This is a genomic window from Streptomyces sp. NPDC046876 (assembly GCF_040645035.1).
Lineage (GTDB): Bacteria > Actinomycetota > Actinomycetes > Streptomycetales > Streptomycetaceae > Streptomyces.
Map to the genome: position 1 here is coordinate 289,585 of NZ_JBEYXK010000001.1, position 19,175 is coordinate 308,759.

15 protein-coding genes are annotated in these 19,175 nt (G+C 73.0%); 9 read left to right on the plus strand and 6 right to left on the minus strand.

All coding sequences use genetic code 11. The annotated features are described in order from the left end of the window. The first annotated feature begins 182 nt into the window (after nucleotides 1-182). From uvrB to ABZ924_RS01370, 4 genes are all read left to right on the plus strand, one after another. Complete coding sequence (gene uvrB, locus ABZ924_RS01355; protein WP_361902121.1) at nucleotides 183-2,348, plus strand: excinuclease ABC subunit UvrB; 2,166 nt, start codon at nucleotides 183-185, stop codon at nucleotides 2,346-2,348. Nucleotides 2,349-2,425: 77 nt separating this feature from the next. Next, on the plus strand, nucleotides 2,426-3,004 hold the full coding sequence (locus ABZ924_RS01360) for a TerD family protein (protein ID WP_361902124.1): 579 nt from the start codon (nucleotides 2,426-2,428) through the stop codon (nucleotides 3,002-3,004). 141 nt (nucleotides 3,005-3,145) lie between these two features. Continuing rightward, nucleotides 3,146-5,086, plus strand: a complete 1,941-nt coding sequence (locus tag ABZ924_RS01365) for a TerD family protein (RefSeq protein WP_361902127.1) — start codon at nucleotides 3,146-3,148, stop codon at nucleotides 5,084-5,086. 219 nt (nucleotides 5,087-5,305) lie between these two features. Continuing rightward, nucleotides 5,306-6,289: a TerC family protein gene (locus ABZ924_RS01370; RefSeq protein WP_361902130.1), complete on the plus strand. Its 984-nt coding sequence runs from the start codon at nucleotides 5,306-5,308 to the stop codon at nucleotides 6,287-6,289. Nucleotides 6,290-6,311: 22 nt separating this feature from the next. Here the strand turns inward: ABZ924_RS01370 and ABZ924_RS01375 are convergent, their stop codons facing one another. From ABZ924_RS01375 to ABZ924_RS01385, 3 genes are all read right to left on the minus strand, one after another. Beyond that, a complete protein-coding gene (locus ABZ924_RS01375) occupies nucleotides 6,312-7,631 on the minus strand; it encodes an MFS transporter (RefSeq protein WP_361902132.1) in 1,320 nt (439 codons plus the stop codon). Nucleotides 7,632-7,859: 228 nt separating this feature from the next. Beyond that, nucleotides 7,860-8,516, minus strand: coding sequence for an MBL fold metallo-hydrolase (locus ABZ924_RS01380; RefSeq protein WP_361902135.1), 657 nt, complete (start codon nucleotides 8,514-8,516; stop codon nucleotides 7,860-7,862). Nucleotides 8,517-8,525: 9 nt separating this feature from the next. Then, on the minus strand, nucleotides 8,526-9,221 hold the full coding sequence (locus ABZ924_RS01385) for a maleylpyruvate isomerase family mycothiol-dependent enzyme (protein WP_361902138.1): 696 nt from the start codon (nucleotides 9,219-9,221) through the stop codon (nucleotides 8,526-8,528). Between the two features lie 185 nt (nucleotides 9,222-9,406). On the opposite strand from ABZ924_RS01385, the gene uvrA reads away from it, so the two are divergent. Continuing rightward, the gene (uvrA, locus tag ABZ924_RS01390) at nucleotides 9,407-12,367 is read left to right on the plus strand and encodes an excinuclease ABC subunit UvrA (RefSeq protein ID WP_361902141.1); all 2,961 of its coding nucleotides are present in this window, start codon (nucleotides 9,407-9,409) and stop codon (nucleotides 12,365-12,367) included. 722 nt (nucleotides 12,368-13,089) lie between these two features. Here the strand turns inward: uvrA and ABZ924_RS01395 are convergent. Continuing rightward, complete coding sequence (locus tag ABZ924_RS01395; protein ID WP_361902144.1) at nucleotides 13,090-13,749, minus strand: NAD(P)H-binding protein; 660 nt, start codon at nucleotides 13,747-13,749, stop codon at nucleotides 13,090-13,092. Nucleotides 13,750-13,835: 86 nt separating this feature from the next. Between ABZ924_RS01395 and ABZ924_RS01400 the strand changes: the two genes are divergently transcribed. Beyond that, nucleotides 13,836-14,441, plus strand: a complete 606-nt coding sequence (locus tag ABZ924_RS01400; RefSeq protein ID WP_361902148.1) for a TetR/AcrR family transcriptional regulator — start codon at nucleotides 13,836-13,838, stop codon at nucleotides 14,439-14,441. On the opposite strand, the gene ABZ924_RS01405 is transcribed toward ABZ924_RS01400, so the two are convergent. Beyond that, a complete protein-coding gene (locus ABZ924_RS01405; RefSeq protein WP_361902151.1) occupies nucleotides 14,431-15,327 on the minus strand; it encodes a carbohydrate kinase in 897 nt (298 codons plus the stop codon). The two genes, ABZ924_RS01400 and ABZ924_RS01405, sit on opposite strands and share 11 nt — an antisense overlap. Before the next feature lie 161 nt (nucleotides 15,328-15,488). On the opposite strand from ABZ924_RS01405, the gene ABZ924_RS01410 reads away from it, so the two are divergent. Further along, the gene (locus ABZ924_RS01410) at nucleotides 15,489-15,929 is read left to right on the plus strand and encodes a Rieske (2Fe-2S) protein (RefSeq protein WP_361902154.1); all 441 of its coding nucleotides are present in this window, start codon (nucleotides 15,489-15,491) and stop codon (nucleotides 15,927-15,929) included. Between the two features lie 531 nt (nucleotides 15,930-16,460). Here ABZ924_RS01410 and ABZ924_RS01415 read toward each other — a convergent pair. Then, nucleotides 16,461-17,402, minus strand: coding sequence for a hypothetical protein (locus ABZ924_RS01415; protein WP_361902157.1), 942 nt, complete (start codon nucleotides 17,400-17,402; stop codon nucleotides 16,461-16,463). 238 nt (nucleotides 17,403-17,640) lie between these two features. Between ABZ924_RS01415 and ABZ924_RS01420 the strand changes: the two genes are divergently transcribed. Together ABZ924_RS01420 and ABZ924_RS01425 are read left to right on the plus strand one after the other, a co-directional pair. Continuing rightward, nucleotides 17,641-18,285, plus strand: a complete 645-nt coding sequence (locus tag ABZ924_RS01420) for a papain-like cysteine protease family protein (RefSeq protein WP_361902160.1) — start codon at nucleotides 17,641-17,643, stop codon at nucleotides 18,283-18,285. Between the two features lie 22 nt (nucleotides 18,286-18,307). Beyond that, the gene (locus ABZ924_RS01425; RefSeq protein WP_361902163.1) at nucleotides 18,308-19,087 is read left to right on the plus strand and encodes a hypothetical protein; all 780 of its coding nucleotides are present in this window, start codon (nucleotides 18,308-18,310) and stop codon (nucleotides 19,085-19,087) included. The last annotated feature ends 88 nt before the right edge of the window (nucleotides 19,088-19,175 follow it).

Sequence of the window (19,175 nt, forward strand, 5' to 3'; positions counted from 1 at the left end):
CCGCGATGCACTTCACTGCGGTGTCCGTTACCGCGATCATGGGCTCGAAGATCACCGGGCCGCCACCGAACTACGACAAACGGACCAGAAAGGGGGAGTTCCGAGGGGGCTGCCGGACCCGCCCGGGCAGCCGCCCGCCCTGCGGGGACGTGAGTGTCAGTGCGGGGTCGTACGGTGGAGTCATGCGGCCTGTATCCAAGATCGAACGCACGGTGGCGCCCTTCGAGGTCGTCAGCCCCTACCGGCCCAGCGGTGACCAGCCCACGGCCATCACCGAGCTGGAGAAGCGCATCCGTGCAGGTGAGAAGGATGTCGTCCTGCTCGGCGCGACCGGCACCGGCAAGTCGGCGACCACCGCGTGGATGATCGAGAAGCTCCAGCGCCCCACCCTGGTGATGGCGCCGAACAAGACGCTCGCCGCCCAGCTGGCGAACGAGTTCCGCGAGCTCCTGCCGAACAACGCGGTCGAGTACTTCGTCTCGTACTACGACTACTATCAGCCCGAGGCGTACGTCCCGCAGTCCGACACGTACATCGAGAAGGACTCCTCGATCAACGAGGAGGTCGAGCGGCTGCGCCACTCCGCGACGAACTCGCTGCTCACCCGGCGCGACGTGGTCGTGGTCGCCTCCGTGTCCTGCATCTACGGCCTCGGCACGCCGCAGGAGTACGTCGACCGGATGGTCCCGCTCAAGGTCGGCGAGGAGATCGACCGGGACCAGCTGCTGCGCCGCTTCGTCGACATCCAGTACACCCGCAACGACGTGGCCTTCACCCGCGGCACCTTCCGGGTGCGCGGCGACACCATCGAGATCTTCCCGGTCTACGAGGAACTGGCCGTCCGCATCGAGATGTTCGGCGACGAGATCGAGGCCCTGTCCACCCTGCACCCGCTGACCGGCGAGGTGATCAGCGAGGACCGCGAGCTGTACGTCTTCCCCGCCAGCCACTACGTCGCCGGCCCCGAGCGCATGGAGAGCGCGATCCGCGGCATCGAGGCCGAGCTCGCCGAGCGCCTCGCCGAGCTGGAGAAGCAGGGCAAGCTGCTGGAGGCCCAGCGGCTGCGCATGCGCACCACGTACGACCTGGAGATGATGCGGCAGATCGGCTCCTGCTCGGGCATCGAGAACTACTCGCTCCACATGGACGGCCGTGAGCGCGGCTCGGCGCCCAACACCCTCATCGACTACTTCCCGGAGGACTTCCTCCTGGTCATCGACGAGTCGCACGTCACCGTCCCGCAGATCGGCGCCATGTACGAGGGCGACGCCTCGCGCAAGCGGACCCTGGTCGACCACGGCTTCCGCCTGCCGTCCGCGCTCGACAACCGGCCGCTGAAGTGGGAGGAGTTCCTCGAGCGGGTCGGCCAGACGGTCTACCTGTCGGCGACCCCCGGTCCGTACGAGCTCTCCCGCAGCGACGGCTTCGTCGAGCAGATCATCCGCCCCACCGGCCTCGTCGACCCCGAAGTCGTCGTCAAGCCCACCGAGGGCCAGATCGACGACCTGGTGCACGAGATCCGGCAGCGGGTGGAGAAGGACGAGCGGGTCCTCGTCACCACCCTCACCAAGAAGATGGCCGAGGACCTCACCGACTACTTCCTGGAGCTCGGCATCCAGGTCCGCTACCTGCACAGCGACGTCGACACGCTGCGCCGCATCGAGCTGCTGCGCGAGCTGCGCGCCGGCGAGTACGACGTCCTGGTCGGCATCAACCTGCTCCGCGAGGGCCTCGACCTGCCCGAGGTGTCACTGGTGGCGATCCTCGACGCCGACAAGGAGGGCTTCCTGCGCTCGGGCACCTCGCTGATCCAGACCATCGGCCGCGCCGCGCGCAACGTCTCCGGCCAGGTCCACATGTACGCGGACAAGATGACCCCGGCGATGGAGAAGGCCATCGAGGAGACCAACCGGCGCCGGGAGAAGCAGATCGCGTACAACACGGCCAACGGGATCGACCCGCAGCCGCTGCGCAAGAAGATCAACGACATCGTCGCCACGATCGCCCGGGAGGAGATGGACACCGAACAGCTGCTCGGCACCGGCTACCGGCAGGGGAAGGACGGCAAGGGGCCCAAGGCGCCCGTGCCCGCGCTCACCGGGGCCAAGGCCGTGTCCGACCGGGCCAAGGCGGGCGGAAAGGCGGCCAAGGGGGCCAAGGGCGCCAAGGCGGCCGTGGTGGCGACGGACCGGCCGGCCGAGGAACTGGCCGCGCTCATCGAGCAGATGACCGAGCGGATGCGGGGCGCCGCCGCCGAGCTCCAGTTCGAGGTTGCGGCCCGGATCCGCGACGAGGTGAGCGAGTTGAAGAAGGAGCTGCGTCAGATGAAGGAGGCGGGCCTCGCCTGACCCGGGGGCCGGTCAGTAGGGTTGGCGGCAGCCGCAGGTACACGCTGCCTGGGGGTGGCTATGAAAGGGGACAGCGCGTGACGGTCAACTTGTCCAAGGGGCAGGCCATCAGTCTGCAGAAGGGCGACGGGGGGACGCTGACCTCCGTCCGCATGGGGCTGGGCTGGCAGGCGGCCAAGCGCCGCGGGCTGTTCGGCTCGCGGACCCGGGAGATCGACCTGGACGCCTCGGCGGTGCTGTTCGCCGAGAAGCAGCCCGTGGACGTGGTGTTCTTCCGGCACCTGCAGAGCGACGACGGCTCGGTGCGGCACACCGGCGACAACCTGATCGGCGGCGCCGGCCAGGGCGGTGACGACGAGTCGATCCTCGTCGACCTCCAGCGGGTGCCGGTCCACATCGACCAGATCGTCTTCACGGTGAACTCGTTCACCGGCCAGACGTTCCAGGAGGTGCAGAACGCGTTCTGCCGCCTCGTCGACGAGACCAACGGCCAGGAGCTGGCCCGCTACACCCTCGACGGCGGCGGCCAGTACACGGCCCAGATCATGGCCAAGGTCTCGCGCGCGGGCGGCGGCTGGCAGATGACGGCCCTGGGCACCCCGGCCAACGGCCGGACCTTCCAGGACCTGATGCCGGCGATCCTGCCGCACCTGTAGGCCCGGCGCGGAAGAACCGAGCACCCGCGACACCGCGTCAGAACGCGTAGGACCGCGCAAGTACACACAGAACGCGCAAGTACGGGACGCGCAGCACACAGCACAGCACGGCACGGCAAGGCCACGGGGGAGGGCTGCACGATGACGGCCGAACTGGTCCGGGGGCAGAACCACCCCCTGTCCCTGAGCAGGGTGGAGATCAGGGTCTCGGCGGGCACGGACGTGCTCGCCCTGGCCTGTGCCTGCGACGACGAGGGCCGGCTGACCGGCCCCGACGCGCTGGCCCACCCCGCCGCCCCGGCCCTGCCCGGGTTCACGGTGCCGGGGGCGGCAGCGGGCGAACACCGCTTCGCCGTCGACCTCGACGCCGTCGGGCCCGCCGTGCAGCAGGTCCGGGTGGTGCTCGTGCTGCCGCCCGGCGGCCCGGCGCGCTTCGGTGCCGTCCCCGCGCCGCGCCTGGCCGTGGCCGACCCGGAGGGCGCCGAGCTCGCCGGGTACACGCTGACCGGCCTGGATGCCGAGACCGCCCTCGTCTCCCTGGAGCTGTACCGGCGCCAGGGCACCTGGAAGGTCCGCGCCGTCGGCCAGGGGTACGCCGACGGGCTGGCCGCGCTGCTCGCCGACGCGGGCCTCGGCGCCCCGGCCGCGACGGCGCTCGCCTCGGCCGTGGCGGGCACCGCCGCGCGCGACGGGCACAGCCTCGCCGCCGTCCCGGCCGCGGCCGCGCCGGGTGCGGCGCAGAGCCTCCCGGAGCCGGTGCCCGTCCCGGAGCCGGGCCCGGTGCCCGTCTCCGGCGTCCCGTACGCCGGTACGCCCGGCCCCGTGCCCGCGGACACCGCCGGCGGCCCGTCCACCGTCGACTACGTGCACCCGCGCCGACGCCGCAGTACCTCCGAGCCGCCCGAGCCGGCCCCGGCGGCCGCCGCTCCGGCGGGTCCGGGCGAGCCGCCCGCCCCCGTCGCGGGTGACGCCACCGGCTGGTCCATGGACGAGCGGCTCTACAACCAGGTCTGGGGCATGTTCGAGGACCTGGCCCGTACGGTCGCCGCCTACCGCAGCGCGTGCGACTTCGCCGACTCCCGCCTCGACCGCGAGCTCGACGAGGCCCTGTCCGACCCCGGCCACCGCCTGGCCGGCTCCGGTGAGGCCGCCCGCGACACCGCGAGGGCCCGCCGGGAGGAGCTCGTCGCCCAGGCCCGGGCCGCGCTCGACCGGGACCTCGCCCAGCTGGCCGCCGAGGCCGAGGTGGTCGAGCCCGCGCTGCCGGCCGCGTACGCCCGCTGGGCGGCCCCGGTCTGGCAGGGCCACCAGGTGCCCGACGAGGCCCCGATGGCCCTGCGCCTGGGCGATCTGCACCTGCCGGAGCGGCCCGGGCTGCGGATCCCCATGCTGGTGCGGCTCCCGCTGGAGCGCGGCCTGTGGATCGACAACGGCCGCACCGGCTCCGAGGCGGCGATGGCCATGGACACCGACCGGCTGCGCCGGGCCGCCATGGACATGGCCGTCGCCCATGCGGCGCGGATGCTCGCCGTCCACCCGGCCGGCGGGTTCTCCGTCCACGTCATCGACGCGGCCGGGGCCGGGGCCGCCGCCCTGGCGCCGCTCGTCCACGCCGGGGTGCTGGCCGCGCCGCCCGCCGTGGGGGCCGCCGGGGTCGCGGACACCCTGGCGCGACTGACCCGCCGGGTGGACCTCGTACAGATGGCGGTGCGGGCCGGTGCCCCCGAGGACCTGCCGCCCGACGTGGACACGGCCGAGCAGCTGCTGATCGTCCACGACTTCCCACACGGCTTCGACGACCGAGCCGTCACGCAGCTGCGCTACCTGGCGGACGAGGGCCCGGCGGTCGGCGTGCACCTGCTGATGGTCGCCGACCGCGACGAGGCCTCCGCGTACGGTCCGCTCCTCGACCCGCTGTGGCGCTCGCTGATGCGGCTCTCCCCGGTGCCCGACGACCACCTCGCCGACCCCTGGGTCGGCCACGCCTGGACCTTCTCGCCGGACCTGCCGCCGCCGGGCGGCCTGGCGCTGGAGGAGGCGCTGGAGCGGGCCGCCCGAGCCCGCCGCCATGCCCGCCCATGACCGGCCCTTGGCCTTCCCTTTACCTTTTCCGCCTCTGACGGGTACCCTGGTGCCCGCGGAGGGGAGTATTCCTGCTTTCCTGCCACGGCGTGCCCGTCAGTACGGACCACTGCGGTCCCGGGGCGCCGGCCCCCGGCCTCCAGGCCGCGCGGGTGGAAGAGACCTCCGGCAGCGATGACGCTGACCTCGTGCTGAGCCATCTGCCGGAGGCGTGGACCAATGGATGTTTCCCTGACCCTGTGGGTGCTGACCGTTCTCGGTCTCGGCATCCTCATCGGCGCCGACTTCATCATCGGACGCAAGCCGCACGACGTATCGATCAAGGAAGCGGGCATCTGGACCGTCGTCTGGATCGTCCTCGCCGTGCTCTTCGGACTCGGCCTGATGTTCTTCGGCCACGGCCAGGCCTCCCAGGAGTTCTTCGCCGGCTTCATCACCGAGAAGTCGCTCAGCGTCGACAACCTCTTCGTCTTCGTCCTGATCATGGCGAAGTTCTCGGTGCCCTCCCACCTCCAGCAGCGCGTCCTGCTCGTGGGCGTCCTCATCGCCCTGGTGCTGCGCGCGGTCTTCATCGCCGCCGGCGCCGCGATCATCACCACCTTCTCCTGGGTCTTCTACCTCTTCGGCGCGTTCCTGATCTACACCGCCTGGAAGCTGATCCAGGAGGCCCGCGCGGGCGAGGAGGAAGAGGAGTTCGAGGAGAACCGCCTCCTGAAGTCCGTCGAGAAGAAGTTCGGCGTCGCCGACAAGTACCACGGCACCAAGCTCTTCATCCGGACCAACGGCAAGCGCGTCCTGACCCCGCTGATGGTCGTCATGCTCGCCATCGGCACCACCGACGTGCTGTTCGCCCTGGACTCGATCCCCGCGATCTTCGGGCTCACCCAGGACCCGTACATCGTCTTCACCGCCAACGCCTTCGCCCTGATGGGCCTGCGCCAGCTGTACTTCCTCATCGGCGGCCTGCTCAAGAAGCTGGTCCACCTCAGCTACGGCCTGTCCGTCATCCTGGGCTTCATCGGCGTCAAGCTCGTCCTGCACGCCCTCCACGAGTCGGGCGTCCACGTCCCGCAGATCTCCATCCCGGTCTCACTGGGCGTCATCTGCGGCGTCCTGGTGATCACCACGATCACCAGCCTGACGGCCTCGAGGAAGCGGGCGGAGGCCGAGGCCGCCGCCCGCCCGGAGAGCATCGGCGCCTGACGCGTCCGCCGGCCCCGCGGGGCTACGCGGGGGCGGCCGCCCCGGCCGCCCCCGCCTCGGCGTCCGCACCCGCCCCGTCCGCCCTGCCCCGTGCGCGCCCGGGGTTGGTCTCGGGCAGCAGCGCGAAGCAGCCCAGGCTCACCACCGCCACCGCGGTCAGGTACGCGGCCACCCCCCACGGCGGACCGGAGCCGTCCGCCAGCGCCGTCGCCACGATCGGGGTCAGCGCCCCGCCGAGGACCCCGCCCAGGTTGTAGCCGACGGCCGCACCGGTGCAGCGGATCCGCGGGGCGTACAGCTCGGGCAGGTACGCGCCGATCACGGACAGCACCGTGCCGATGCACAGCAGCGCGCCCACCGCGCCCACGGCCACCAACAGCGGATGCGCCGTGCCGAGCAGCCCCACGAAGGGGAACATCCACACCGCGCACAGCGCACAGCCCGCCAGGCACAGCGGTCGCCGGCCGAAGCGGTCGCCGAGGACCGCCGCCACCGGGGTCCACAGGGCCATGATCCCGACCCCGGTCAGCACGCAGGCCAGCATCGTGGTGCGCGCCATGCCGAGGTGCTCGGTCCCGTACGCCAGGGCCCAGGTGGTGACCCCGTAGAACACGGCGTACGCGGCGGCCAGCGCCCCGCCGGTCAGCAGGAGCAGCCGCCAGTGCCCGCGCACCACCTCGGCCAGCGGGGCGTCGGCCCGCCGGCCCGTCTCGGTGAGCGCGCGGAACTGCGGGGTCTCCTCGACCGAGCGGCGCAGCCACAGCCCGCCGAGGGCCAGTACGCCCGCCGCCCAGAACGGCAGGCGCCAGCCCCAGGAGGCGAACTGGGCGTCGGTCAGCGTCACCGACAGGGTGAGGGTCATGCCGTTGGCCAGCAGGAAGCCCACCGAGGGGCCGACCTGCGGGAAGCTCGCCCACAGCCCGCGCCGGCCCTCCGGGGCGTGCTCGGCGGTCAGCAGGACCGCGCCGCCCCACTCGCCGCCGAGGCCGAGGCCCTGGAGGAAGCGCAGCACGAGCAGCAGGACCGGCGCGGCCAGGCCGATGGAGGCGTACGTGGGCACGAAGCCGACGGCCACCGTGGCCAGGCCCGTGAGCAGCAGCGAGGCCAGCAGCACCGGGCGGCGGCCGTAGCGGTCGCCGATGTGCCCGAAGAGCGCGGAGCCCAGCGGCCGGGCGAGGAAGCCGACCCCGAACGTGCCGAAGGCGGCGAGGGTTCCGGCGAGCGGGGAGAAGGACGGGAAGAACAGCGGGCCGAGGACGAGCGCGGCGGCCGTGCCGTAGACGAAGAAGTCGTAGAACTCGATGGCGGTCCCGGCGAGCGAGGCCGATGCCAGCCGCAGCATCGAGGGCCCGGCGGGAGAGGTCGAGGGCCCGGCGGGAGGGGAGGAGGCCGAGGCAGCGGGGGAGGAAGGGGCCGCAGCGGCAGGAGGGGCGGGAAGGGAGGCCGGGGACAGGGGCGGGGAGGGGTCGTGTTGCATGGTGCAGCAGTTACCCCTCCCCGCGGCCCCGGGACGGGCGTTCGGTCATCTTCGACCGGAACGAGTGCACGGCGCCCCGGAGATGACCGAGACCTACCAGCCGCGCTCGCGCCACTCGGCCAGATGCGGCCGCTCGGCACCGAGGGTGGTGTCGTTGCCGTGCCCCGGGTAGACCCAGGTCTCGTCGGGCAGCTGCGCGAACAGCTTGGTCTCCACGTCGTCGATGAGGCTGGCGAAGGCCTTCGCGTCGCCCCGGGTGTTGCCGACGCCGCCCGGGAAGAGGCAGTCCCCGGTGAACACGTGCGGGTGCCCGTGCGGGTCGTCGTAGATCAGGGCGATCGAGCCGGGGGTGTGTCCGACCAGGTGGCGGGCGGTCAGCGAGACCCGCCCGACCGTGATCGTGTCCCCGTCCGCCACGGGCACGTCGGTCGCGACCGGGATGCCCTCGGCGTCCAGGGCGCCCGCGTAGGTCCGCGCGCCGGTCGCATCGACCACGGCCTGGAGCGCGCCCCAGTGGTCGCCGTGGCGGTGGGTGGTCACGACGGACGCGATGCCGTCGTCCCCGATCAGGTTCAGCAGCGTCTCCGCCTCGGCGGCCGCGTCGATCAGCAGCTGCTCGCCGGTGGCCCGGCAGCGCAGCAGGTAGGCGTTGTTGTCCATCGGGCCCACGGCGACCTTGGAAATCATCAGGTCCGCGAGTTCATGCACGTCGGCGGGACCGCCGACCTTCACCGCTCCGCTGTACGTCATGTCCTGATCCTAGAGCGGGGGGAGCTCGGGCAGGCCGCCGCCGGCCTCGACGGCGAGGTGGGCGCCCTTGAGGCCGCGGCCGGCCAGCCAGCCGAGCAGCTCGTCCTTGGGGCCGCTGAGGGTCACCGGGGTGCCCTCGGTGCCGCCCGTGCGCGCGACCGGCTCGCCGTCGGAGGTGGTGAGGGTGACCGGGGGGACGCCGGGGCGGCCGGACCAGCGGTCGGCGAGGAAGGCGATCTCCCGGTCGGTGAACTCCTCGGGGAGGTCGGAGAGCCCGTAGCCGATGTTGAGGTCGACGTGGTGGAGCTCGATCTCGACGAGGCGGCGGAACGGCACGTTCGAGGCGAGGTCGGTCACCCCGTTGCGCAGCTCGACGGTGCGCGACCAGTCCTGGTCCCGGTCCGTCTCGGCGAGGAAGCCCTCGTGGGTGGCGCGCAGGTCGGCGAGCTGGGCGTCGAGCGGGCGCGGGGCGTCGCGCTCGATGTCCGCGTCGCGGGCCTCGCCGCTCTCGTACATCGGCCGGCCGGCGAGGACGTTGACGAGGGCGTCGGCGTTGCGGGAGAGGTGGGCCAGGACGTGGCCCCGCGACCAGCCGGGAAGGAGTGACTCCTCGGCGAGGGCGGCGTTGTCCAGTTTCGCGACCGCGGTCAGCAGCCGGTCCGTGGCTTCACGTACAGATCGCAGGTCGTGCACATGATCAGTCATGGAGTCGAGCCTAGTGCGCGGGCACCCCGGCCACACGAACGGGTGAAGCAGACGGCGGAGTGCCGTAAATCGAATGCGCGTGCTATACGCTCGGAAGTCCAGCTCCACTCCATTGCAGAGGCGCCCCCCATACCCTGGGACGGGGGCCCGTGCCCCCCGCTCTCTCAAGAAAGGTGCGGACCGGCGTGACCGACCGTCTCATCGTTCGTGGCGCTCGCGAGCACAACCTCAAGAACGTCTCGCTCGACCTGCCCCGCGACTCACTCATCGTCTTCACCGGACTCTCCGGGTCGGGCAAGTCCTCCCTGGCCTTCGACACGATCTTCGCCGAGGGCCAGCGCCGCTACGTCGAGTCGCTCTCGTCGTACGCCCGCCAGTTCCTGGGGCAGATGGACAAGCCCGACGTGGACTTCATCGAGGGCCTCTCCCCGGCCGTCTCGATCGACCAGAAGTCGACCTCGCGCAACCCGCGCTCGACGGTCGGCACCATCACCGAGGTCTACGACTACCTCCGCCTGCTCTTCGCGCGCATCGGCAAGCCCCACTGCCCCGAATGCCGCCGGCCGATCTCGCGGCAGTCGCCGCAGGCCATCGTCGACAAGGTGCTCGCGCTCCCCGAGGGCAGCCGCTTCCAGGTGCTCTCGCCGCTGGTGCGCGAGCGCAAGGGCGAGTTCGTCGACCTCTTCTCCGACCTCCAGACCAAGGGCTACAGCCGGGCCCGGGTGGACGGGCAGACCATCCAGCTCTCCGAGCCGCCGGTGCTGAAGAAGCAGGAGAAGCACACCATCGAGGTCGTCGTCGACCGCCTCACCGTCAAGGACAGCGCCAAGCGCCGCCTGACCGACTCGGTGGAGACCGCCCTCGGCCTCTCCGGCGGCATGGTCATCCTCGACTTCGTCGACCTCGCCGAGGACGACCCCGAGCGCGAGCGGATGTACTCGGAGCACCTGTACTGCCCGTACGACGACCTCTCCTTCGAGGAGCTGGAGCCGCGCTCCTTCTCCTTCAACTCGCCCTTCGGCGCCTGCCCCGAGTGCACCGGCATCGGTACGCGCATGGAGGTCGACCCGGAGCTGATCGTCCCGGACGAGGAGAAGTCCCTCGACGAGGGCGCGGTCTCCCCGTGGTCGCTCGGCCACACCAAGGACTACTTCCAGCGGCTGATCGGCGCGCTCGCCGAGGAGCTGGGCTTCCGTACGGACATCCCGTGGGCCGGGCTGCCGCAGCGGGCGAGGAAGGCCCTGCTGTACGGGCACAGGACGCAGATCGAGGTCCGCTACCGCAACCGGTACGGGCGCGAGCGGGCCTACACCACGGCCTTCGAGGGCGCCGTGCCGTTCGTCAAGCGCCGGCACGCGGAGTCCGAGAGCGACGCCAGCCGCGAGCGCTTCGAGGGCTACATGCGCGAGGTGCCCTGCCCGACCTGTGAGGGGACCAGGCTCAAGCCGATCGTGCTCGCGGTGACGGTGATGGAGCGGTCCATCGCCGAGGTCGCCGCGATGTCGATCAGCGAGTGCGCCGAGTTCCTCGGGCAGCTGCGGCTCGACGCCCGCGACAAGAAGATCGCCGAGCGGGTCCTCAAGGAGGTCAACGAGCGGCTCCGCTTCCTCGTCGACGTCGGCCTGGACTACCTCTCGCTGAACCGCGCCGCGGGCACCCTGTCCGGCGGCGAGGCCCAGCGCATCCGGCTGGCCACGCAGATCGGCTCCGGCCTGGTCGGCGTGCTGTACGTGCTGGACGAGCCCTCCATCGGCCTGCACCAGCGCGACAACCACCGCCTCATCGAGACGCTCGTGCGGCTGCGCGACATGGGCAACACCCTGATCGTCGTCGAGCACGACGAGGACACCATCAAGGTCGCGGACTGGGTCGTGGACATCGGCCCGGGCGCCGGCGAACACGGCGGCAAGGTCGTGCACAGCGGCTCGCTGAAGGAGCTGCTGAAGAACGGCCAGTCGATGACCGGGCAGTACCTGTCCGGGAAGAAGTCCATCGCGGTGCCGGAGATGCGCCGGCCCGTCAACGGCGACCGCAAGCTCACGGTCCACGGGGCCAAGGAGAACAACCTCCGCGACATCGACGTCTCCTTCCCGCTGGGCGTGCTGACGGCGGTGACGGGCGTGTCCGGCTCGGGCAAGTCGACGCTGGTCAACGACATCCTGTACACGCACCTGGCGCGCGAGCTGAACGGTGCCCGGTCCGTGCCGGGCCGGCACACCCGGGTCGACGGCGACGACCTCGTCGACAAGGTGGTCCACGTCGACCAGTCGCCGATCGGCCGGACCCCGCGGTCCAACCCGGCCACGTACACCGGCGTCTTCGACAACATCCGCAAGCTCTTCGCGGAGACGATGGAGGCGAAGGTCCGCGGGTACCTGCCCGGCCGCTTCTCCTTCAACGTCAAGGGCGGCCGCTGCGAGAACTGCTCCGGCGACGGCACCATCAAGATCGAGATGAACTTCCTGCCGGACGTCTACGTCCCGTGCGAGGTCTGCCACGGCGACCGGTACAACCGCGAGACGCTGGAGGTCCACTACAAGGGCAAGTCCATCGCGGACGTCCTCAACATGCCGATCGAGGAGGCGCTGGAGTTCTTCGAGGCGGTGCCGACGATCTCCCGGCACCTGAAGACCCTGACCGAGGTCGGCCTGGGCTACGTCCGCCTCGGGCAGTCGGCGCCGACGCTGTCGGGCGGTGAGGCGCAGCGCGTGAAGCTGGCCTCCGAGCTGCAGAAGCGGTCGACGGGCCGGACGGTGTACGTGCTGGACGAGCCGACGACCGGTCTGCACTTCGACGACATCTCGAAGCTGATCAAGGTCCTGTCGGGGCTGGTGGACAAGGGCAACTCGGTGATCGTCATCGAGCACAACCTCGACGTGATCAAGACCGCGGACTGGGTCATCGACATGGGCCCCGAGGGCGGCTACGGGGGCGGCCTCGTCGTCGCCGAGGGCACGCCCGAGCAGGTCGCGTCGGTGGGCGCGAGCCACACGGGCAAGTTCCTGCGGGACATCCTGGGCGCGGACCGGATCTCGGACGCGGCGGCCCTGGTGCCGGCCCCGGCCCGCAAGACGGCGGCCCGCAAAACGGCCGCCAAGAAGGCGACCCCGCCGAAGAAGACCACGACCCGGACCCGCAAGGCCTGACGCCGGTCCGGCGCCGACGAGAGGGCCCGACCCGCCCGCCAAGTGGCGGCCCCACCCCCGTGAGGGCCGCCCCCAGGCGTCGGCCGGCCCCGCCGAGCGCCTTCGGCTTCGGCGGGGCCGGGCTGCTGGGGCTTCGCCCCAGACCCCGCGCCTCAAACGCCGGCGGGGCTGAAGTGGCCCACCCCCGCTTCGAAGCGAGGCCTGGACGGCCCAGGCCTGGTCAACGTTCGACGCCGGGTCCGGCAAGATCCGGCCCCCCGGCCCGCCCGTTTCGATGCCGAGGGTCGGCGAATCCAGCCCCGCCGGCGTTTGAGTAGGCGTCCCCCGGACGGAGTCTGGGGGAGAGTCCGGGCGGAGCCCGGTGCCCGGCGGAGCCGGGTTTCTTGGGGCTCCGCCCCAAACCCCGCGCCTCAAACGCCGGCGAGGCTGAAGTGGCCCACCCCTGCTTCGAAGGGGGCGGGAACGGCCCATGCCTCGCCACCGTTCGAAGCCCGGCCCGATAAGTCCCACCTCGCCGGCGTTTCGAAGCTTGGGTCCGGCGAGGCTGAAGTGGCCCATCCCCGCTGCGAAGGCGGGAGGCGGGTTTGGGCCTACCCGGCGTTCGAAGCCGGGGTCCGGCAAAACCAGCCTCGCCGGCGTTTGAGGCGCGGGTCTGGGCAGAGCCCAGTGCCCGGCGGAGCCGGGATTTTTCGGGGCTTCCGCTCCTCGGCCCGGAGACGGGTTCAGGCGGCTACGCCCACCGGGCGGCGGGCGGTCGCCGGGTCGGTCAGGGACACCAGCAGGGCGTCCGCGACATCGGCCCGGGAGATCACCCGGCCGCCGGGCACATTGGCCCCGATGACCCGGCGGTAGCTCCCGGTCCGCGGCCGGTTCAGCAGCCGCGGCGGCCGGATCACCGTCCACTGCACCCCGCTCGCCCGGAGCTCCGCCTCCATGACCTCCAGGTCCGCGTACAGATCCCGCAACGCCCGCCGCAGCAGCGGCAGGAACACCTTGCGGGCCACCACCCCGTCACCCGGCACGTCCGGCCCTACCGGCGCCGCACTCACCGCCGCGAGGCGGCTCACCCCCGCCCGGTCCATGGCCGCCAGCACGGCCCGCAGGGCCGGCCCCGTCACCGGGCTCAGCCGCGCCTGCTTGTTGCTCGCGGCGCCCAGCGCCGAGACGACCGCGTCCCGGCCGGCCAGCACCGGTACCAGCGCGTCCTCGTCGGTCAGGTCGGGCACCACCGCCACCCGGAGCCTGTCGTGGTCCGCCACCCCCAGCCGGGCCGGGTCGCGGACGACCGCCGTGACCTCGTACCCCGCCTCGAGCGCCTGCCGCACGACTTCGCGGCCCACCCCACCCGTGGCCCCGAACACCGTCAGCCTCATGGGTCCCATCGCCGTCATCGTCGACCTCCGCGTCCATCTCCGGTCTCAAGGGTGGGTGAGTACTCACTCACCCCTCCGTCCCTTAGGGTGAGTGAATGCTCACCTCGAAGTCAAGCCGGCCCACCCCCGAGCGGCTCCTCGACGCCGCCGAGACACTCATGCGCACCATCGGCCTGGCCAACACCACCACCAAGGCCATCGCCCGCGAGGCCGGCTGCTCGGAGGCCGCGCTCTACAAGCACTACGCCAACAAGGAGGAGCTGTTCGTCCGCGTCCTCATGGAACGCACCCCCAACGCCGGCCCCCTCATGGCCGAGCTCACCGCCGAGCACCCCCAGCGCCCGGTGCCGGAGGGCCTCACCGCCATCGCCCGGCACGCCGCGCACTTCTACGCCGACGCCATGCCCCTGGCCGCCTCGCTCTTCGCCGAACCCGCGCTGCTCACCCGCCACCGCGAAGGCGTCCGGCAGATCGGCACCGGCCCGCACGTCGTACGCGACGCCCTCGCCCGCCACCTGCGCCGCGAGCTCGACGCCGGCCGGCTGCGCCCCGACGCCGACCCCGAGGCCGCCGCCGCGCTGCTGCTCGGCGCCTGCTTCCAGCGGGCGTTCTTCCTGCACTTCTCCGGCGAGGACGTGGTCACCCCGGTCGAGGAGTTCGCCCCCGCCGTGGCCCGGACCCTCTGGGCCGCTATCGGCTGAGCTCGGCCGCGTACGGGGGCTCCGCGCCGGTCCGGGTGCAGGTCAGCGCCGCCGCGCGGGCGGCGAAGGCCAGCACCTGCGGCCAGTCGACCGCCCCGTCCGCCGCCCGGTCCGGGCCCGCGAGGCGGTGCAGCAGCGCTGCGTTGACCGTGTCGCCGGCCCCGATCGTGTCCGCCACGGCCACCGCCGGCGCGGGCACCGCGTACTCGGCGTACCCGGCGCCTTCCCACGTCCGTACCGTCAGCCCCGCCGCGCCCCGGGTGAGGACCACCGCCGACGGCCCCGCCGCCAGCCAGTCGTCCACCCGGCCGCCGAGCCAGCCGGCGTCCTCCTCCGACAGCTTCAGCACCGACACCGAAGGCAGCCAGCCCAGGAAGCGGGTCCGGTACGCCGCCGGATCGGCGATCAGCGCCGGGCGGATGTTGGGGTCCAGCAGGGTCAGCAGCCCGCGTGCCGACTCCCGGCGCAGCAGGGCCTCGTACGCGCTCGCGCCCGGCTCCAGCGCCAGCGAGCAGGTGCCCAGCGCCAGTGCCCGGGCGCGGGCGGGCAGCGCCTCGGGCAGGGCGAACAGCCGGTCCGCCGTGCCCTCCACGTAGAAGCCGTACGCCGCCGAGCCGTCCGGGCCCAGGGAGGCCACGGCCAGCGTGGTCGGCTCCGGGCCGCGCTGCACCAGGGACAGGTCCACCCCGGCCGCCCGCAGCCCGGCCAGCAGGCTCTCGCCGAAGCCGTCCGCCGAGACGCGGGAGCAGAAGGCCGCCTCGGCGCCGAGGCGGCCGAGCGCGAGCGCGGTGTTGTACGGTCCGCCGCCCGGCCGCGGCAGCAGCGCACCCGGCGGCTGCGCCACGGGCACCAGGTCGATCAGGGCTTCTCCGCCGACGACGATCACGCGGGGGAAGGTATCCCATCCGGCCCCGGTATCGTCGGGTGGGCCCGGGCCCGCCGGGCCGGTGGCCCCGCCGCCGCCCGACCGCGCCGTACGCCATGGCGCGCGTCCCGCGTCCCGCACGCACCATCCCCGTCCCCATCCCCATCACCAGGAGAAACCGCATGTCCGCGACGCAGTCCGCCGCCCGCCGTACCGTGCTCAAGGGCGCCGCCGCGATCGTCGGAGCCGCCGGGACCGCCGGGGCCGGTGCGGCGCTCACCGCCTGCTCCCCCGGGCCCGCCGGCGGCGCGGGCGGCCCCGCGGTGCCGGCGGAGCCGGTCGAGCTGGGGGCCGCGGCCGAGGTCCCGGTCGGCGGGGCGAAGCTGTACCGGGAGAAGAAGCTGGTCGTCAGCTGCCCGGCGGAGGGCCAGTACAAGGCGTTCAGCGCGCAGTGCACGCACGCCGGCTGCGTCCTGGACAAGATCGTCGAGGGTGAGGGCAACTGCCCCTGCCACGGCAGCCGCTTCGACGTGACGACCGGCAAGGTGCTCCGTGGGCCGGCCGCCGAGCCGCTGCCGGCCGTGCCGGTCAAGGCCGAGGGCGGCAAGCTGATCGCCGGCTGAGCCGGCTCCTGCGCCGGCCCCGGCCCCCGGCTCCGCCGGTCCCGGGCTCCGCCCGCCCCGCGCCTCAATCGCCGGCGGGGCTGGTTTTGCCGGGCCCCCGGCTTGGGCGGTGGGGGAGCCGGGATTCCTGGGGCTCCGCCCCAGACCCCGCGCCTCAAACGCCGGCGGGGCTGGATGTGCCGGCCCGCGGTCCCCGGCGTCGGCGGTGCCCGGCTGGGCTTCTGGGGCGCTGTCCCAGGCCCTGCGCCTCAATGGCTGGCGGGGCTGTTTTGCCGCCCCCGGTTCCGGGCGTCGGCGGAGCCTCCCGGGCTTCTGGGGCGCTGCCCCAGACCCCGCGCCTCAATCGCCGCGGGGCTGGATTGGCCGGGCCCCCCGTTCCGGGCGTCGGCGGAGTTGGCTGGGTTTCTGGGGCGCTGTCCCAGGTCCCGTGCCTCAATCGCCGGCCGGGGAGTTCAGCCTCGCCGGCGTTTGAGGCGCGGGGTCTGGGGCGGAGCCCCAGGGGCTCGGCTCCGGCGGATGCCCGTACGCCGGCTACGCCCAGTCCCAGGCGATGCCGAGGATGCCGCGCCGGACCCCCGGTTCCACCAGGTGCACCGCCCGGTGCCGCCCGCTCGGCGTCAGGTCCGCGAGGCCGCTGCGCGGCGCCCCCGGGCCGGACCTGCTGAAGCGCCGGCAGCGTACCGGCAGCGCCGCCTCGTCGAAGCGGACCTGCAGGACGTACTGGCCGCCGGTGTAGCTGAACCCGCGCACGTACTCGGTGCAGCGCGCGCCGGTGCCGTCCTCGAAGCCGTAGCCGAAGACGTATGTCTCCCCGGCCCGCAACCGCGTGTCGAACAGCAGCTCCGCCACCAGCACCTCGGCCTCCCGATGCCACCGGACGCGGCCCGTGCGGCAGTTCTCCACCGCCCGGACGCGGACCCGGGCCGGGTCGCAGCCCGGATCGCCGTGGTGGACGGCCAGGTAGCGGTCCACCCCGTCGCGGTGGGCCCGTACGACGTGCTGCGACTCGCGCCCCAGCAGCTCCCCGCCCGCCCCGATCCGCACCCGCTCGTGGTGGCCCACCGTGTGCAGGCCGCCGTCGGAGGGCAGCTCCATTCCGGCCAGCAGGCCTTCCACGGCCGCGCCGACGCTGACCAGGGCCCGGTAGGAGCGGGCCGGCGGGCGCCCCGCCCCCTCCCCCGCGGTCCCGGGCAGTGCGGCCAGCAGCCGCAGCAGGGTGCCCTGCGGCAGCTCCAGGATCTGCTCCAGGGCGCGCACCGCCCGCAGCGACTCGGGCCGGCGCGGCCGGCGGGCGCCCTGCTGCCAGTAGCTGAGGCTCGTCACGCCGATCCGGATGCCGCGGGCGGCGAGCCGGTGCTGCACGCGGTGCAGGGGCAGGCCGCTGGCCGCGAGCGCGGCGCGCAGCGCGACGTGGAAGGGGCCGGTGTGCAGCAGGCGGGGGAGCTCCTGGGCGCTGTTGTCGGTCGGCGGCATGGCGGCTCCCTCCTGTGAACATTCACGTGCGGTGGGGCGGGAGAGCTCGCGGGTGCACCCGGGATCGAGGTGGGTCCAGGTGAAGGGTCGGCGGCCGTTCACACTGCTATCCCGCCATTCACACTGCAATGTCACCGCGTATTGAAGCGTGTTGACCTGGTCGCGACAACACCCTGATGCTCCTCCACAGCGTCCGGACGCGCTCCTCCGATCCCCACATCCCCACGGGAGGAACGCGATGCGCAACCGAAACCGGTGGCTCCCGCTGGCCGCCGTCGTGACCGCCTTGCTCTTCGCTCTGTCCACCGGCACCGCAACCGCCGCGGATGCCGGTACGCCTGCCCCTGCTACTGCTCCCGCCGCGGCTGGTGTCAGTGCTGTCACCGCCGACAGCGCTGCTCTGGCGTACAAGCGGCTCGACATCACCATGCAGGCCCAGCAGAAGACCAACTGGTGCTGGGCCGCCGCCGGCAACACCATCGCCACCTGGTTCGGCCGCACCTACACCCAGAACCAGTTCTGCAACGCCGCCTTCAACCGGCCGCAGGGCTACGACTGCCCCAACAACCAGGCCACGCTCGGCAACGTCCAGACCGCCCTGGACTGGGCCGGCATCAACTCCGGTTCGTACGTGAACGGCTGGCTGCGGTACTCCACCGTCCAGACCGAGATCAACGCCGACCGGCCGATCGAGACACGGATCCAGTGGTCCAACGGCGGCGGCCACATGCACGTCATCTACGGCTACGACACCTCGGGAAGCTGGGTGTACTGGGGCGACCCCTGGCCCTCCAGCGACCGCTACAACTGGGCCTCGCACGCCTGGTACGTGGACAACAGCACCTTCTCCTGGACCCACTCGCTCTACCGGATCGGGGCGTGACGCCGTGACCGCCATGACCGCCATGACGAAGCGTTGCGCTGCCGCCGGCGCGGTGTTCCTTGCGGCGACCGCCGCCGTGCTCGGACCGGTCCCGGCGGCCGGGGCGGTGCCCGTGCCGCAGCCGGCGGCCGCGACCGCCGAGGTGAGGGCCGCCGCGGCGCGGGCGGCCGGCGCGCCCGAGACCCTGGCCACCGTCTCCCGGTTCTTCGCCCGTGAGGGCAAGGTCGGCGAGGCCGCCGCGCAGCCGCGCATCGAGGGTGAGGCCGTCCCCGTCAACCACCTCTCGCCCGACTTCGTCGCGGGCAAGGCGGGGGCGGACGTGGCGCGGCTGGAGTTCCTCGCCAGCAAAGCCGTCTCCTCCGACGGGCAGGTGGCCGCGCTGTGGACCGCCCGGACCGAGGCGGGCTGGCAGGTGGTGAACATCGCCACCGGCGACGACGAATTCCGCTACGCGCAGCTCGGCGCCGTGAAGCTGCCGGGGGGTGTGGTGTTCCGGGAGCCGCAGATCGACGCGTGGTACGTCGCCGGGGGCGGGCGGGTGCTGCCGCTGGACGAGGACGCGGTGCGGGCGGTGGGTGAACGGGGGACCAGCCTGGGCCGGTACCGGGTGCGGGTGGTCGCCGCGTACGGGGACAAGCTGGCGGGGTCGGCGTACGCGGAGGCGGGGCGGGCCGGCGGGTACGCCGACGCGCCGCGGGGTGCGGGTGCCGGCTTCCCGGCCGCCGCCGGTGCCGTCGCTGCCGCCCTGGTCCTGGCCGCCGCCGGCGCCCTCCGGGTGCACCGCCGGCGCCACCCGGCCTGACCCCGCCCCGGCCTCCCGGGGCCCACGCTCCCGGGAGGCCGGGCCCCGCCCGCCACCTCGCGCAGTTCCCCGCGCCCCTGGGGTGGTC

Excerpts from the sequence above, each read along its gene's own strand:
- uvrB (WP_361902121.1), top strand. The coding sequence starts at position 183 with ATGCGGCCTGTATCCAAGATCGAACGCACGGTGGCGCCCTTCGAGGTC.
- ABZ924_RS01365 (WP_361902127.1), top strand. The coding sequence starts at position 3,146 with ATGACGGCCGAACTGGTCCGGGGGCAGAACCACCCCCTGTCCCTGAGC.
- ABZ924_RS01370 (WP_361902130.1), top strand. The coding sequence starts at position 5,306 with ATGGATGTTTCCCTGACCCTGTGGGTGCTGACCGTTCTCGGTCTCGGC.
- ABZ924_RS01375 (WP_361902132.1), bottom strand. The coding sequence starts at position 7,631 with ATGCTGCGGCTGGCATCGGCCTCGCTCGCCGGGACCGCCATCGAGTTC.
- ABZ924_RS01380 (WP_361902135.1), bottom strand. The coding sequence starts at position 8,516 with ATGACGTACAGCGGAGCGGTGAAGGTCGGCGGTCCCGCCGACGTGCAT.
- ABZ924_RS01385 (WP_361902138.1), bottom strand. The coding sequence starts at position 9,221 with ATGACTGATCATGTGCACGACCTGCGATCTGTACGTGAAGCCACGGAC.
- ABZ924_RS01395 (WP_361902144.1), bottom strand. The coding sequence starts at position 13,749 with ATGGGACCCATGAGGCTGACGGTGTTCGGGGCCACGGGTGGGGTGGGC.
- ABZ924_RS01400 (WP_361902148.1), top strand. The coding sequence starts at position 13,836 with ATGCTCACCTCGAAGTCAAGCCGGCCCACCCCCGAGCGGCTCCTCGAC.
- ABZ924_RS01410 (WP_361902154.1), top strand. The coding sequence starts at position 15,489 with ATGTCCGCGACGCAGTCCGCCGCCCGCCGTACCGTGCTCAAGGGCGCC.
- ABZ924_RS01415 (WP_361902157.1), bottom strand. The coding sequence starts at position 17,402 with ATGCCGCCGACCGACAACAGCGCCCAGGAGCTCCCCCGCCTGCTGCAC.
- ABZ924_RS01420 (WP_361902160.1), top strand. The coding sequence starts at position 17,641 with ATGCGCAACCGAAACCGGTGGCTCCCGCTGGCCGCCGTCGTGACCGCC.
- ABZ924_RS01425 (WP_361902163.1), top strand. The coding sequence starts at position 18,308 with ATGACGAAGCGTTGCGCTGCCGCCGGCGCGGTGTTCCTTGCGGCGACC.